At 47.4% G+C, this 13,373-nt stretch carries 13 protein-coding genes and 2 tRNA genes; 8 read left to right on the forward strand and 7 right to left on the reverse strand.

Features of this window, described 5'->3' with window-relative positions; translation table 11 throughout:
• Positions 1-196: 196 nt before the first annotated feature.
• The 4 genes from ACKU35_RS06785 to ACKU35_RS06800 all read left to right on the forward strand — a co-directional run bounded on the left by ACKU35_RS06785 (position 197) and on the right by ACKU35_RS06800 (position 2,139).
• Entirely contained in the window at positions 197-886 is a 690-nt protein-coding gene (locus ACKU35_RS06785; protein ID WP_319764364.1) for an aspartate/glutamate racemase family protein, read from the forward strand.
• A 34-nt stretch (positions 887-920) separates the two neighbouring features.
• A complete protein-coding gene (locus ACKU35_RS06790) occupies positions 921-1,373 on the forward strand; it encodes a nucleoside deaminase (RefSeq protein WP_319764366.1) in 453 nt (150 codons plus the stop codon).
• Between the two features lie 137 nt (positions 1,374-1,510).
• On the forward strand, positions 1,511-1,840 hold the full coding sequence (locus tag ACKU35_RS06795; protein WP_319764368.1) for a type II toxin-antitoxin system RelE/ParE family toxin: 330 nt from the start codon (positions 1,511-1,513) through the stop codon (positions 1,838-1,840).
• Positions 1,841-1,842: 2 nt separating this feature from the next.
• Complete coding sequence (locus ACKU35_RS06800) at positions 1,843-2,139, forward strand: addiction module antidote protein (protein WP_319764370.1); 297 nt, start codon at positions 1,843-1,845, stop codon at positions 2,137-2,139.
• 131 nt (positions 2,140-2,270) lie between these two features.
• Here the strand turns inward: ACKU35_RS06800 and ACKU35_RS06805 are convergent.
• The 5 genes from ACKU35_RS06805 to ACKU35_RS06825 all read right to left on the reverse strand — a co-directional run bounded on the left by ACKU35_RS06805 (position 2,271) and on the right by ACKU35_RS06825 (position 5,614).
• Positions 2,271-2,346, reverse strand: a tRNA-Thr gene (locus ACKU35_RS06805).
• A 163-nt stretch (positions 2,347-2,509) separates the two neighbouring features.
• Positions 2,510-2,586: transfer RNA gene (locus ACKU35_RS06810), tRNA-Pro, on the reverse strand.
• A gap of 203 nt (positions 2,587-2,789) precedes the next feature.
• A complete protein-coding gene (locus tag ACKU35_RS06815; RefSeq protein WP_319764372.1) occupies positions 2,790-2,948 on the reverse strand; it encodes a hypothetical protein in 159 nt (52 codons plus the stop codon).
• A 204-nt stretch (positions 2,949-3,152) separates the two neighbouring features.
• Positions 3,153-4,328: a hypothetical protein gene (locus ACKU35_RS06820; protein ID WP_319764374.1), complete on the reverse strand. Its 1,176-nt coding sequence runs from the start codon at positions 4,326-4,328 to the stop codon at positions 3,153-3,155.
• A gap of 131 nt (positions 4,329-4,459) precedes the next feature.
• Positions 4,460-5,614, reverse strand: a complete 1,155-nt coding sequence (locus ACKU35_RS06825) for an iron-containing alcohol dehydrogenase (protein ID WP_319764376.1) — start codon at positions 5,612-5,614, stop codon at positions 4,460-4,462.
• Between the two features lie 201 nt (positions 5,615-5,815).
• On the opposite strand from ACKU35_RS06825, the gene ACKU35_RS06830 reads away from it, so the two are divergent.
• Positions 5,816-6,925, forward strand: coding sequence for a twin-arginine translocation signal domain-containing protein (locus ACKU35_RS06830; RefSeq protein WP_319764378.1), 1,110 nt, complete (start codon positions 5,816-5,818; stop codon positions 6,923-6,925).
• Between the two features lie 81 nt (positions 6,926-7,006).
• Here ACKU35_RS06830 and ACKU35_RS06835 read toward each other — a convergent pair whose 3' ends face one another.
• A complete protein-coding gene (locus ACKU35_RS06835; protein ID WP_319764380.1) occupies positions 7,007-7,318 on the reverse strand; it encodes a TIGR03905 family TSCPD domain-containing protein in 312 nt (103 codons plus the stop codon).
• 221 nt (positions 7,319-7,539) lie between these two features.
• On the opposite strand from ACKU35_RS06835, the gene ACKU35_RS06840 reads away from it, so the two are divergent.
• On the forward strand, positions 7,540-8,889 hold the full coding sequence (locus tag ACKU35_RS06840; RefSeq protein ID WP_319764382.1) for a radical SAM/SPASM family putative metalloenzyme maturase: 1,350 nt from the start codon (positions 7,540-7,542) through the stop codon (positions 8,887-8,889).
• 68 nt (positions 8,890-8,957) lie between these two features.
• Here the strand turns inward: ACKU35_RS06840 and ACKU35_RS06845 are convergent, their stop codons facing one another.
• The gene (locus tag ACKU35_RS06845; protein ID WP_407944205.1) at positions 8,958-9,749 is read right to left on the reverse strand and encodes a DeoR/GlpR family DNA-binding transcription regulator; all 792 of its coding nucleotides are present in this window, start codon (positions 9,747-9,749) and stop codon (positions 8,958-8,960) included.
• Between the two features lie 617 nt (positions 9,750-10,366).
• Here ACKU35_RS06845 and ACKU35_RS06850 point away from each other — a divergent pair.
• Entirely contained in the window at positions 10,367-11,929 is a 1,563-nt protein-coding gene (locus ACKU35_RS06850) for a glycerol-3-phosphate dehydrogenase/oxidase (RefSeq protein WP_319764386.1), read from the forward strand.
• A 658-nt stretch (positions 11,930-12,587) separates the two neighbouring features.
• Positions 12,588-13,295, forward strand: coding sequence for an MIP/aquaporin family protein (locus ACKU35_RS06855; RefSeq protein WP_319764388.1), 708 nt, complete (start codon positions 12,588-12,590; stop codon positions 13,293-13,295).
• Positions 13,296-13,373: the final 78 nt, after the last annotated feature.

Raw genomic sequence — 13,373 nt, forward strand, 5'->3', positions numbered from 1 at the left:
TATATCCTGTGACGATATGTTTTTTGCGTTGAATAAGTTTTGCAATATTATCGATTTCAGGGATAAAGTCCATTTACGGTCCAGTTTAAAGCCTTGGTTTGATCTGTACCGGTTTTGTTTTTTATTGCTGTATATTACAGGGTACAGATTGATCTGCTATGTGGATATGAAAAAGATTGAGTCCAAGGAGGACACTATGAAAACTCTCGGAATTCTCGGCGGTATGAGCTGGGAATCAACTGTATCATATTACAAACTTCTCAATGAGGGAGTGCGCGATAAACTGGGCGGACTTCATTCCTGCCGCATGATCATGCACAGCGTTGATTTCGCACCTTTTGCGGAGCAGATGGGGCAAGACGACTGGGAAAGCGTAACCGCAGGATTGATTCAGGCCGCAAAGAGCGTTGAAGCAGGTGGATCAGATGCCCTTATCATTGCTACAAATACCATGCACAAGGCTGCGGATGAAATTCAGAGCGAGTTGAACATTCCCCTGCTGCATATGGCTGATGCCATCGCCGGGGGCGCGAAAAAGACCGGTGCTTCCAAACTTGGGCTGCTGGGTACCGCTTTTACCATGGAGCAGGACTTTCTGTCCCGCCCGCTGAAGGAAAAGTATGGTCTGGACGTGATAGTACCGGACTGCGAAGAAAGGGCGATGGTTCACCGGACAATATTTGATGAGCTTTGTTGCGGCAGAATGATGGATGCGACTAGGGCAGGATACGTAAAAATTATTGAAAAAATGGTCGAACAGGGCGCTGAAACAGTTGTACTCGGCTGTACTGAGATCGGGTTGCTTGTTAGGCCGGAAGATGTATCTGTACCATTGATTGATACGGTCCGTGCTCATGTAGATCTTGCGCTTGATTATGTTTTATGATTCCTGAAAATAATCAGTTACGGTAGGAGTTTATATGTCTGATATGGACATGAAGTTTATGGAAGAGGCCTACAAGCTCGCTAAAAAAAGTTTTGATGACGGTGGATTGCCCATCGGCGCTGTACTGGTTCGTGACGGTGAAATTATCGGGCGCGGTCATAACCAGCGGGTGCAAAAAGGTGATCCCATCGCGCATGGTGAAATGGATTGCATCCGCAACGCGGGGCGGCAGAAAACCTACAAGGATACAACAATCTACACCACATTATCGCCATGTATGATGTGCTCAGGCACTATCGTACAGTTCGGCATTTCCCGTGTAGTTATCGGTGAGAACAGGAATTTCGGCGGCAATGAAGAGTTCCTGATCTCGCGCGGTGTACAGGTGGATGTTCTGGATCATCCCAAGTGTATAGATTTGATGGAAAGGCTCAAATCCGAAAAGCCCGCCCTTTGGGCGGAAGACATCGGAGCCGCAGGAAGCTAAGGAAGGCTGGACCAAAGCCGCAGAACTGGGTGAAGCAGTTGAGTACTGGAAGCAGGTCCCCTTTCATTCTCTACGCAAAGCCGTTCCGTAATTCACGGGACGGTTTTCCATTTTTAATTATGCCGGATATTGACACGGTGTATCCGAATGAATACATTTTAAACATGAATCAGTTCGACAGCACAGATGTCTTTGATAAATGGCTTTGCAAGCTTAAAGATCATGTAGGGAAAGCCCGCATTCTTTCAAGGATTGATCAGGCTAAGTTCGGACTGTTCGGTGATTGTAAATCTGTTGGTAATAATGTTTCTGAAATGAGGATTTCAGTTGGTCCGGGCTATAGGGTTTATTTTACCAAAGTCCGTGACAGGTATTATTTTTTGCTGGCAGGCGGGGATAAATCCAGCCAGAAGAAAGATATTTCAAAAGCACATGTACTGGCTGATGAAATAAGGAACGAGGTGTAATCATGGCAAAGACAAAGCCTTTTGAAACATATGAACATCTTGATAATGAAGAAGTAATAGCTGAATATTTGAATGCAGCACTTGAATCCGGCAATCAGGATGTAATGCTTATGGCTGTGGCTAATATTGCCAAGGCTAGAGGGATGAGCCAGTTGGCTAAAGATGCCGGACTTGGCAGGGAGAGTCTGTATAAGGCTCTTAGTCCCGGTTCTCAGCCGCGATACAGCACTATTATGAAGGTTCTCGGTGCTCTTGGGGTTTCACTACGTGTTGAGCCTAAGGATAATTCTATGCAGTAGTCTCTCGGCTGGTACTGCCACCGAATCTTACGATATGTATCACACGGGACCGGGGTTGGTTCGTGCCACCGGCAAAACCAGAACGCAAAAAAGCCCTGCTTTATTTCTAAAGCAGGGCTTTTTGATTGCTGTGGAGCTTCCGAGCAGGATTGAACTGCTGACCTCGTCCTTACCAAGGACGCGCTCTACCGACTGAGCCACGGAAGCGCCTTTATATGGTGGCTTTCTTTAGCGGTAATGCCTTTGGCGGCACGCTCAACCGCGTTAGCGGGAGCTTCGTCGAAAGCCTTAGAGAACCAATTTGCAATGATCTTTATGTCAAAAGAAAGGGTCGTAGTGGTCTACGACCCTTGGGGGTATCTTTTTGACGTGGTCGGGATGAGAGGATTTGAACCTCCGACCCCTTGAACCCCATTCAAGTGCGCTCCCAGGCTGCGCTACATCCCGACGTCACGAAGAGAGGTTCTATGGAAATGTGACGGACAAGTCAACACCTTTTTTCGGAAAAATAAGATTTATTAAAAGTTCAAGTATTATAACAATTGCGAAACCTTAACTCGTATATCCCAAGAGGATGAGCTAAAGGCCGGAATCAGGCGCTCGAGACTCATTCGCGGAGCGATTCAGTCAGGGCTATCTCGGGTTTTCAGCTAGGTATGCGTTTTTGGCGGCGGCAGGTCTTTTCCGCAGCGACTGCATTTTATGGTCTTGTCCTTATTCTCAAGACCTACGACATTTTGCTGTCCGCACGCAGGACATTTGCGTTTACGTTTGAATGCCGCCATCAGCGTTGAATATATTCCCCACATTATGATAATTCCCGTGTTTAAAATTACTTGGCTCGGAGTCGGGCAGTACTAGCCCGGAAACTGCGGGCTTGGTTCCCGGCAGATTTTAATCGATAAAATCTGCCGGGGAGGGGATATGATGCTTTATTTTGATCGGGAGTGCATTAAAAACCGTACCGATTATACCATACGTTCAGTGAATAAAGCTGCGCTGTACAGGTTGTCTTAATGCCATTCGCACCGCCAACCGGCATAGCCGCCCTCTGAAAAAAGGCGGATTTTATAAACACCGGGGCTTACGGTGATATGTTCAGACATGCCGACGACAACTTCTTCCACGAGCTGATTGTCTTTGGTCAGAATTTTTACCCTGTAGCGCTGCTTTCCCTGCTTGTAAGGATCGGTGAAGCGCAGGGTGGTTCCTGATACAGTGCTAAGTTCCCATTCGCCCCGGCTGTCTGCGGTACCGGCCTTGAGGCTTCCGTGAGCCAGACGCCAACTTGCGGCCAGATTTCCGCGAATCTTTCTGGCGTAATTCATCTTGGGCCGGGGCTGCTGGGGAACATTCTGCACTGCGGGGGGCGGTACGGACTGTGAACCGCCGGAAATCTTTGTACCCCAGACCCGGTTACCGATCTGGTTTTTACCTTCAACTTTTCTGCCGTCAGCTGAAAGGGTCAGGGTATCCACCCATCTACCGTTACTCCAGATTATTTTTACCACGCCGCGTGCGGGATCAAGGCATTGCCAGCTGTTGCCGTTTCCGGGCATGCGTCCACCTGCATAGAACTGTGCTTCTGATCCGGTAAACCACTTCCACTTGCCCACTAACTGCTCACAACCGTTGCCGCTAGTTCCGTATGGGGAGTTGCCTCCTGCTGTCGCGCTGGAGGGCGGCGAAAAACGCAGGCTGTTAATGCTTTGGTAGACCAGGTTCTGGTATTGCTGTGCAAAAGATTCGGCAAATACACCGATGGCGACAACCGCCCCGCCGTTGGCGTATGTGAAAATGGCGTAGGCATGAAGTCGGTTGCCGTTATAAAATGAACTGTATTCCCGAAAGATTGCCGGGTGGTTGTCCTGCATTATATTACGGCTGTTTATCCTGTTTTGAAAATAGGCACCGCCACGATTCAGGATTCCTTTTTCCATGTGATCGGCAATGGTTTGCAGTCCGGGATTGTTTCCTGGTGCGGCATAGACTTCAATGAAGGCGTTGCGGTCCGGGGATATGACCTGTTTTTTTAGGTCGTTGGATAAACCTTGTGTGTTTTGGGTCCATGCGGTGGGTGTTTGGATCCAAAAATCATAATCACCATAAGCTGTAGCTTTATGCGTTCCGGACAGCAGAAAGACCGCTGTCAGCAGGATGTAAATGAGTAGGCATTTGTTATTTCGCATAGTGTGCCTCCGGCTAAATGAAAGTTTTCAGGCATTCTCATTATAGGCCGGATTCAGGCTTTTTTGCAATTACTAAGCGAAAATTTCAATGCCGGCTGCTTGTCGGCAAGATGGGATAAAATACAGTTGATTTAAAGAGCGTTAGTTAATATCTCCCGCAATTCCTGTTTAGTCAGCTCGATAGGATTACCTTTCATACTGCTGGCCCGCGCGGCTTTGGAGGCTAAGGAGTCGAAATCTCTTTCCTGCACACCTATTTCTCTCAGTCCGGGGATTTTCATCGCGGCGCAGACGTCTTTTACCCATTCAATACCATCCGCAGCTATGGCGGAGCTGTTTCCGGTCAGGATCTGCGCGGTTTCATCATAAGCGTTCAGTGCCGGATTTTGCGGGTCGCGATTCTTCAGGGCGCGGATATTAACTTCCATTACATAAGGCAGAAGAGCTGCACAGACCGCCCCGTGCGGAGCCTTGAATTCTCCTCCCAGAGGGGCAGCGAAACCATGGACCGCGCCTAATTTGGCGTTGGCAAGGGTGATGCCGGAAAAAAGGCTTGCCAGTGCCATGCCGGTGCGTGCTTCTGCATTCTGCCCGTCTTTGTATGCTTTAAGCAGAGACTGTGCTCCGTGTTTCAACCCTTCGCGGCAGAGTGCATCAGTCATTGGCGAAGAAAATTTTGAGACAAAAGATTCCATGAGCTGGGTCAGGGCATCCAGACCGGTGGCCGCGGTTACTTCCGGGGGAGCAGAAATGGTCAGCAGCGGATCAACAACGGCGAGATCGGCAATCATGTCAGCGGAGCGCAGGCTGACTTTTACTTTGTGCTCAGCGCAAAGAAGTACCGCGTTGGTTGTTACCTCCGAGCCGGTTCCCGATGTGGTGGGAGCGGCGATGAGCGGCAGGGGCTTTTCTTCCAGCGGCATTCCCTTGCCGACTACTTCCAGATAATCCAGCAGATCCCGTTTGTTGGGAATGAGTGCGGCTATGGCCTTTCCTGCGTCAAGAACGCTGCCGCCGCCGACAGCGACAACTACGTCGCAGCCTTTGGCGCGGGCTTCTGCCACATGGTTGGCAATCAGTTCCGTCTCCGGTTCTTGCGATATGGAAATAATATGCGGGTCCAGTCCCTTTTCTTGCAAAATTTTAATGAGCCATTGCACTCTCCGGGGGGACTTTCCGGTAACAAGGCAGACATTGTTACCCATGGCAGCTGCATGGGCGGGGATCGAGCGGGAACTGTCCGCTCCGAAGACAATTTTGGGTGCGGTGGAAAATTGAAAGTTCATGACGGAAGGATACCTCACAGATTTTGTGTCCGCAATTTGTTTATTGAGCTGTAAGTTGTAACAAAAACTATGCTGGTTTTGCTGATAATGCGCACAAACCTGTAATGAAAACGAAGTCTTCCTGTAATGTCTTTACGCAAAAATTTGAGCATAAATTCCACGTTCTGGGGAGTAAAAATTACGCATATCAGGAGTTATACAATGGAAAGACGCGATTTCTTAAAGATGGGTATTGTTGCCGGAGCCGCAGTGGCTGCTTCCGCAATGCCAGCACTGGCTGAGGCTTCTTATACTGAGTTCACCATTAAAGATTGCATGGAGCTGACACCAAAGCAGATGGCGGAGAATTCCGGCGCTGTAATGGAATCCTGGAAGTATATTCAAAAACAGGCTGCCAGCATAAGAAATCCTAAACTGCGTAAAGCAGTACAGGAAATAATCGAAAATCCTGCTCCCAGGCTTTTGAACGCCGTTGCCGGACGCAAGAAAGAAGTTTACAAAGAACTTAAAAAGAAAGGCTGGCTTGAGGGTGTATCCTATGATGCCTTTTTGCCTGAAAACGGATCTGCCAAAAATGCCAATCAGCCTTTCTACGCCGCACCGGGCAGCGGGTATACCAGCCATCACTGCTATCCCGGAGGCCTTGCTACCCATACAGCCTTAAATGTTGAAATGTCTTTGGCCCTGTACGACAATTACAAGAACATTTACGGATTCGATCTTGACCGCGATGTTGTCGTTGCCGCTCAGATTCTGCATGACCTGCATAAACCGTGGGTTTTCCAGTGGCAGAAAGACGGTTCCAGCCGCAATGAAAACAAGCTTGCCGGAACCGGTGAACATCATGTTCTCGGTTTGGCTGAGTCTATTACCCGCGGTCTCCCTGCCGAGGTCTGCGTGGCGCAAGCCTGTGCCCATAACCATCCCGGATTTTCAAAAGACGAGGAAAGTCCGGTCAGATGGCTTAAGGCCGCAGCTGTAATTGCCGATGTTGAGCCTGTGGAATATGGTCTGCTTGCCGCTGATGGCAAAACTCTTCCTTTGCAGCGCAGCATGGAAGCTTTTGTTACCCACTTAGGTGATCATGATTGGATTCTGACTGTTCCGGCAGCCAAATGGCTTATCCCGGTCATGGAAGATATTGCAGTGCAGGATTACGGTATGACCAAAGCTGAGACCAAATCAGCCAAGTTCCATGCTTTTCGTAATATTGTTTTCAGTCAGGCCACGATAATGGCTCTTTATCACCTGATGCAAAAGGATGGTAGAGAAGCTCTGCGTAAGCAGGTCCACACAATCGTAAAAGCTTAGCTGTTTGATGTATCGATAAAAAAAGAGGGTGGTTGCCGATTTTCGGCAGCCACCCTCTTTTTGTTAGATTGAAAATTCTGTTTAGCTTTCCATGTATTCGGTCAGAGCTTTACAGAGCTGGTCAGCGCAGGAAGTAGATTTTTTACCGCAGGTGATTCCTTCAAGGGTCAGAATTATCTTTTCAAGTTCCATCCCGGTTACAAGGGCGGAAACCGCCTTGAGGTTACCGTCGCAGCCGCCGGTGAATTTCAGGTAAGTGACTTTATTGTCTTCCACTTTGAAGCGGATCAATTTTGCACAGACTCCTTTAGGAGTGAAAGTCCGACTGCCTTCGGGAGCGTCTATGCCTCCCATGGGTGTGAGCGCGCTTGGCTGTAGGGTGATATTTTCCATTTTTTCCTCTGTATTTGATTAAAGTCATATCCGCGTATGGAATTGCGGGTAGTCTTGAATTTATTTTGTCGATATTTTTCATCATGAAAATACAGCTAAGGTCAAGGTCGTTTTCGGATCTTATTCAGACTTATTTTTGACTTTTTTAGCTTAGTGTGAAATTTTTTTGCTGTTTGGCAAATAACGAAAGTATGTTTGAAATTTATTAAAGGATGAGTGGAATGCAGAAACAAATTTCGGATAGTCTGTCTAATGATTTTCCCGCTGCGTTCGAGAAATATCCTGCACGGCTTCAGGTCGAGGTCACCACCCGGTGCAATATGCATTGCTCCATGTGTGTGAAATACGCCCCTGAGAGTGATATTCCGGAAACAGACCTGAGTCTTGATGATTTCAAAAAACTGGGTCCGGCTTTGGAAAATTGCGAGAAGCTGGTTCTGAACGGTATCGGCGAACCTCTGCTGCATCCTGATCTTGCGGCTATGGCCGCTTTTGCCCGGAAGCGTATGCCTGAAAACGGCAGCATCGGTTTTCAGACCAATGGGCTACTTTTTACGGAATACCGGGTGCAGGAATTGGTTGCTGCCGGGGTGGATACATTTTGCATATCCGTTGATTCCCTTGATCCATCCTCCACAACTGGAGAATTGCACGGACAGTCCAGCACTGACCGACTGGCGCGCACCTTTGCTATGCTCAGGCAGGCCGGACAGAAGGCAGGAAAGCGGGTAAGACTGGGTGCTGAATTTGTGCTCATGGCTGAAACCTATGCGCAATTGCCCGGAGTCATTCGCTGGGCGGCGGAGCAGGGTGTTGAATTTATGCTTTGTTCACACGTGCTTGCCTATGATCAATCCTTACAAAATCAATCCCTGTTTAACCCCAACACTTCAGATGCGCTTGAAATATATGAAAAATGGAAGCATATCGCCCGTGATAAGGGGCAGGATTTGCAGAATTATTTCAGTTTTGTCTGGAATCCGGGAAGAAATAAAAAGCGGGAGCAGCTTTTTGATCTCATTCGGGAAATGCGCGCAGAAGCGGAAAGTCGCGGCGTCTGGTTGAATCTGCGAAGTCTCGCGGACTGGGACAGGCGCGGCAACACCGGGGAGCACCGGCAGTTGCGCGAAGTCTACGCCCGCTCGGAAAAATCGGCAGCGGAGCTTGGTGTGAATCTACATCTGCCGCCGCTTATGGCTGCAAATGAATTAAGCTGTTCATTTGTTGAAAACGGAACTGCTTTTATTACCTCAAGCGGGGATGTCTCACCATGTCAGTTTCTGTGGCATACCTGCACCTGTTTTATGGATGGCAGTGAAAAGCTGCTCCGGCAGAAACATTTCGGAAATATCTCGGGAAGAGATTTCAGTGAGATATGGGGTTCCAAAGATTATTCAGGTTTCCGGGCTGAAGTGCTCAGGTATGAGTATCCGTATTGCTCAAACTGTCCAATGGTTCCCTGCGACGATATTATCGGCCGGAGCAATGAGTTTGAGTGTGATTGTCTTGGGGTAGAGGTCCCATGCGGACATTGTCCATGGGCCATGGGAGGCTTGCAGTGTCTGATGTGATCTGTACCGGGAAATGAAAAAATAAAATGAAAGTGGCGGTATCATAGTAGAATGATACCGCCACTTTTTTATTCTTCTTCGGGGTCCGGTTCGGTTACAAAGAGGTCTACCTCTTTGCTTTTCATTAAGTCGCAAAAGACCTGTGGGGGCCTTTTGTCGGTAAAGATAGCGTCGATCTCGCCTAAATCGGCTATGCGGACCATGGCATTGCGGTTGAATTTGGTATGGTCGGTAACCAGAAAGATGTTGCGGGCGTTGTTGATGATTTCGCGGGCCACGCGCACTTCATGATAATCGTAGTCGAGCAGCGTTCCGTCCTCATCAATACCTGAAACACCGATAATACCGTAATCAACTTTGAACTGCTTAATGAATTCAACAGTCGCTTCGCCGGTAATCCCTTTATCCCGCTGGCGGACCATACCTCCGGCAACAATGACTTCGCAATCGTTGTTGCTCATGGTCTGGGCCACATTAAGGTTGTTGGTGATTATGCGCAGGGATTTATGGTTGGCAAGCGCTTTGGCTACTTCTTCAGTAGTGGTCCCGATATTGATGAACATGGAAGCATGCTCAGGAATGTGCTTTGCTACCATTTCGGCAATGAGGCGTTTTTCCTGATGCAGGATGTTCCGACGCGCGCTGTAATCAACGTTTTCAACGCTGGAAGCCCTGCCGGCACCGCCGTGAAACCTTTGTAGCAAGTTGTTTTTACAGAGTTTGTTGATGTCTCTTCTTATTGTCTGGGGGGTAACTTCAAAATGCTGCGCAAGAGATTCGATTGGTGTAAAACCTCTTTCATTAACAATATTAAAAATTTCCCTTTGTCTTTTCGATAATGAATCGAGATTAAACTTCATGCCTTTATTCTTTCTTTTTTGTTTTTCAGTCAAAATCAGCGTCCCCTTCCTTTCGTCACCGAACAAATTTGTCCGTATAATGAGAGACTTCGATATTTTTGGTTGTTTCTCTACCCAAAGGTATTCGTTTCATGTAAAATGAAAACGATTGCATTCTGTTTTCATTCTGTAGCAGTCCTAGCACACACGCGCAAGGCATAGACATTATTTTATACAGGATGAATTTATTATGCCTGCAATAATTTTCGTTTTTGAATGAAGATGGAGTTAAATTGAATGTTTTTGGAGTGTTGAGTTCTTTTTATTACTGATCAAAGTGATAATTTTGATTCGCTGATCGAAAATATTTTTTATTATATAAGGCTTTGTTTTTATTGGATTTATAAATTAATGTTTCGCCAAGTGAAAATAAATTCTTGTCATACTGTTTTCAATATGTCACATTTTGTTCAAAAGCGAAACGGAAAGAGGTGGCTTACGAAATTTTTAGCGTTTCGTCTTTTTCTGATGCGTGGGAAAGGTTCGGTTCAGGTGATTAGGCTTACCAGGAGACCGGGCTATACATTAATTACAATTTTTATCCGGCGTTCGCGGTCGGTTTATAGAGTGGGGGTTGCATGAAACGTTCAGATTTTATCCAGCAGATGGAAGACAGTTCAAAGGTCTGGGACTTCATCATTATAGGTGGCGGTGCTACCGGGCTTGGTTCCGGTCTTGATGCGGCTGCCCGTGGTTATTCCGTACTTCTTCTTGAGCAGGGAGACTTTGCCGAGGCTACTTCCAGCCGCAGTACCAAGATGGTTCACGGCGGTGTGCGCTATCTCGCGCAGGGTAATATTTCGCTGGTTATGGAAGCCCTGTATGAGCGCGGTATTCTCAAGCAGAATGCTCCGCACATGTGCTACAATCAGAAATTCATCGTTCCTGATTATAAATGGTGGGGTCTTCCTTACTACGGCATTGGTCTGAAGTGTTATGATATGCTGGCCAGAAAATACAGCTTCGGCCCGTCTCAGATCTACTCCAAGGGATCTGTTATGAAAGAGGTTCCCGGTGTTCTTGCCAAAAAGCTTAAAGGCGGCGTGACTTACCATGACGGACAGTTTGACGATGCCCGTCTTGCCCTGACTCTTGCCCGGACTATGGCCGATATGGGCGGTTGTCCCATGAACCACACCAAAGTTACCGACCTTGTCAAAAGTTCCACCGGCTATGTCTGCGGCGTTAAAGCTGAAGACAAACTCTCCGGCAAATCTTATGAACTGAAAGCCAAGGCGGTTATCAATGCCACCGGTATTTTTACCGATGACATTATGAATATGGATAACGGTGATCACAAAAAACTCATCGCTCCCAGTCAGGGTATCCATATTGTTATCGACCGTGATTTTCTCGGTGGCGATACCGGTATCATGGTTCCCAAGACCGATGACGGTCGCGTAATTTTCTTCGTGCCCTGGCATGGCAAAGTCGTTGTCGGTACCACTGACACCGCGCTCGATTCTGTATGTATGGAGCCCAAGCCGCTTGAAGAAGAAATTAATTTTCTCGTGGAGCACTCCGCAAGGTACCTCTCCAAACCTCCGACCCGTGCGGATGTACGCAGTGTGTTCACCGGTATTCGTCCTCTGATTGCAGCGGGTGATTCCGAATCAACTTCTGCTCTTTCAAGGGATCACTACCTGACTGTATCTCCCAATAAGCTGCTGACTATCGCCGGCGGTAAGTGGACTACCTATAGACATATGGCTGAAGATTGCATTGATAACGCAATCCAGATGGGCGGTCTTCCTTTCCGTCCCTGCGTGACTAAGAACGTTAAACTGCATGGTTATACTGAAGAATTTGATCACAATGACCATATGCATGTTTACGGAAGTGAAGCCGTTGAGATTGAAGCCTTGGCGGAAGAGTATCCCGAACTTGATACCCGTATGCATGAAAGGCTTCCTTATTCATGGCTTGAAGTTGTCTGGGCTGCCCGTAACGAATGGGCTCAGACCGTCTCCGATGCCTTGGCCCGCAGAACCAGAGCTCTCATCATTGATGCCAAAGCTGCCAACGAAGTGGCTCCCAAGGCTGCTGAAATTATGGCAAAAGAGCTTGGTAAGGATGAATCCTGGATTAAAGATCAGACCGAACATTTTCAGGAGTTGGCTAAGAATTACATCGTAGATTAATAGATCATATATTGTAATTTACCTGCACAGGTGTTGATGTACCCCTACTGCATCAATGCCTGTGCTGAATGTTACATATTCATATTTCGCACTGTTCTCAGTGTAAGATATTCTCCAAAGAACGATGGGGGGCTTCCCTACCCCCATCACCACTTCCCTTTGCCGTCGGTCGCCTGGGCCGACGGCTTCTTTTTTTTATTCAAGTAAAGAAAAATAGTGCTTCTGTGTTTGAAGCTGCGTGTATTCGAAATCCATTTCTTTGCATGGATGTTCGTTTCGTATGCATGTCTGTCTGCACGAGTGGCTTTGTGTTTACCGCAATGTGTCATTTTCATTTCAGGTAAACTGCCATGATATGTTGTTGTGTGCCATAAAACCCCTGCTATTGGCGAGAATAGATGGATTTGAAGAAAATAAATATTTCAATAATAGATGTTGCAACTGTTTAATATCAAACTATTTTTACTAAACCGAAAGCATAAAGTGAAGATTTCTTTTCGATTTTGAACATTATGGGGTTGATTTTTTGTTTGTTACAAAATAGTGTTCATCCATAGGAAATGGAAAAGCGTAAGAGTTAATCGAGCGCGAGGTGGTATTCGTTTCCGAAAAGAAACGAATTTGTGTTTTAACTGCTTTAAGAGATGTGGGAGTGATTATGAGTCCTTTCTTAGGCGAAGTAATTGGTACTATGATTCTGACTCTTTTTGGTTGCGGCGTAGTTGCGAACGTCGTTCTTGAAAAGTCCAAAGGTCAGAACGGCGGCTGGATTGTTATCTCCATGGGTTGGGGATTTGCTGTTGCATTTGCAGTGTATGTTGCTGGTAAATATTCCGGTGCACACATCAACCCTGCTGTTACCCTCGGCCTTGCTGCCGGCGGCTATTTTCCCTGGGCACAGGTTCCCCTTTACATTGCCGGCCAGATGCTCGGTGCGTTCCTCGGTGCAGTACTTTGTTACTTCACCTACAAATGCCACTGGGAACCCACTGACGATGCAGCCCTGAAACTGGCTGTATTTGCTACCGGACCTGCTATTCCCTGCACAACTGAAAACTTTCTCTGCGAATTTATCGGCACCTTCTTCCTGGTTTTTATCCTTCTCGGAATCGGTGCAAATGAATTCACACAAGGCCTTAACCCCTTGATCGTCGGTTTCTTCATTATGGCTATCGGCCTTTCCCTTGGTGGCCCCACCGGCTACGCTATCAACCCTGCTCGTGACCTCGGTCCCCGTATCGCTCATGCTATCCTGCCCATTCCGGGTAAAGGCGGCAGTGACTGGGGATATGCATGGATTCCTGTTGTTGCACCCATATGCGGCGGTGTTGCAGGAGCCCTCGTATACAAAGCTATCGTAGGCTAAGTCTCTCGCGATTGTCGGATAGATAGGAATAAAATGATAAAACGGGGCGAATTACCGTTTCGCCCCGATTATAAAAAG

The sequence above is a fragment of the Maridesulfovibrio sp. genome, assembly GCF_963676065.1.
Classification (GTDB): Bacteria; Desulfobacterota; Desulfovibrionia; order Desulfovibrionales; family Desulfovibrionaceae; genus Maridesulfovibrio.

Bases quoted from the DNA above. Each gene is read 5' to 3' on its own strand.
- ACKU35_RS06820 (WP_319764374.1), bottom strand. From the start codon at position 4,328: ATGCGAAATAACAAATGCCTACTCATTTACATCCTGCTGACAGCGGTC.
- ACKU35_RS06790 (WP_319764366.1), top strand. From the start codon at position 921: ATGTCTGATATGGACATGAAGTTTATGGAAGAGGCCTACAAGCTCGCT.
- ACKU35_RS06825 (WP_319764376.1), bottom strand. From the start codon at position 5,614: ATGAACTTTCAATTTTCCACCGCACCCAAAATTGTCTTCGGAGCGGAC.
- ACKU35_RS06785 (WP_319764364.1), top strand. From the start codon at position 197: ATGAAAACTCTCGGAATTCTCGGCGGTATGAGCTGGGAATCAACTGTA.
- ACKU35_RS06845 (WP_407944205.1), bottom strand. From the start codon at position 9,749: ATGAAGTTTAATCTCGATTCATTATCGAAAAGACAAAGGGAAATTTTT.
- ACKU35_RS06800 (WP_319764370.1), top strand. From the start codon at position 1,843: ATGGCAAAGACAAAGCCTTTTGAAACATATGAACATCTTGATAATGAA.
- ACKU35_RS06830 (WP_319764378.1), top strand. From the start codon at position 5,816: ATGGAAAGACGCGATTTCTTAAAGATGGGTATTGTTGCCGGAGCCGCA.
- ACKU35_RS06815 (WP_319764372.1), bottom strand. From the start codon at position 2,948: ATGTGGGGAATATATTCAACGCTGATGGCGGCATTCAAACGTAAACGC.
- ACKU35_RS06835 (WP_319764380.1), bottom strand. From the start codon at position 7,318: ATGGAAAATATCACCCTACAGCCAAGCGCGCTCACACCCATGGGAGGC.
- ACKU35_RS06850 (WP_319764386.1), top strand. From the start codon at position 10,367: ATGAAACGTTCAGATTTTATCCAGCAGATGGAAGACAGTTCAAAGGTC.
- ACKU35_RS06840 (WP_319764382.1), top strand. From the start codon at position 7,540: ATGCAGAAACAAATTTCGGATAGTCTGTCTAATGATTTTCCCGCTGCG.
- ACKU35_RS06855 (WP_319764388.1), top strand. From the start codon at position 12,588: ATGAGTCCTTTCTTAGGCGAAGTAATTGGTACTATGATTCTGACTCTT.